This is a genomic window from Rhodococcus sp. LB1 (assembly GCF_001583455.1).
GTDB classification, from domain to species: Bacteria; Actinomycetota; Actinomycetes; order Mycobacteriales; family Mycobacteriaceae; genus Rhodococcus_F; species Rhodococcus_F opacus.
The window spans coordinates 1-645 of the sequence record NZ_LTCZ01000271.1; the positions used below are offsets into that span (position 1 = coordinate 1).

Sequence of the window (645 nt, forward strand, 5' to 3'; positions counted from 1 at the left end):
CGTGTCATCTGCCACAGTTCACTGATAGGAATGGCGCGGCACGTGTCATCGGTTACCACGCTGTCTGACAACTCCGAGAGGTTCGCTGAAATCAGGGCACATACAAGAGGTCCACGCGTCGGGATCAACCGTTGAGCAATGGATCCGGTTGCAGTGTGATTCCAGCGATTCCGCCGAAACGGCTGGAGAGAATTTGCAGTTCGGCGCGCAAACTCGGGTACAGGTCAGCCAGGGCGCCTTGGATAAACGTCAACTTCTCGTCGTCCGATGCGGCGTCGAGTGTGGACGAATCCGGTTCCCCTTGGCGTCCCATGCCCATCTGTTCGTCGTTCGCATACATACCTGTTACTGCAACTCCGACATACATGATGTTGGCGCGATGAAACCTCGTCTCCAATGTGACGAGAACTGCGCCGCCTTCACCCATCTCCTTGAACCACGCCGGCGGTGCGCCAGTCTGCTCGTCGCGTTCGAGCAGGAGCTTCGACGGGTCGATATGCCGAAGAGACAGTTCGGCCAACTTCGGGGTCATACCGGAACCGATGTGTCGGGGAAGTGTCGCGCGGAGAATGCCCGCTCGAGTACGGCTTTTGTCGCAGGTTTCGTCACCCGCGTTATCGGGTTGTCCGGCTCTTCACTCGGTTG

General features: G+C 58.1%; 1 protein-coding gene. It reads right to left on the bottom strand.

What is annotated here, in order from left to right; genetic code table 11:
- Nucleotides 1-124: 124 nt before the first annotated feature.
- The gene (locus AZG88_RS28980) at nucleotides 125-532 is read right to left on the bottom strand and encodes a hypothetical protein (protein ID WP_061699863.1); all 408 of its coding nucleotides are present in this window, start codon (nucleotides 530-532) and stop codon (nucleotides 125-127) included.
- Nucleotides 533-645: the final 113 nt, after the last annotated feature.

Excerpts from the sequence above, each read along its gene's own strand:
- AZG88_RS28980 (WP_061699863.1), bottom strand. The coding sequence starts at position 532 with ATGACCCCGAAGTTGGCCGAACTGTCTCTTCGGCATATCGACCCGTCG.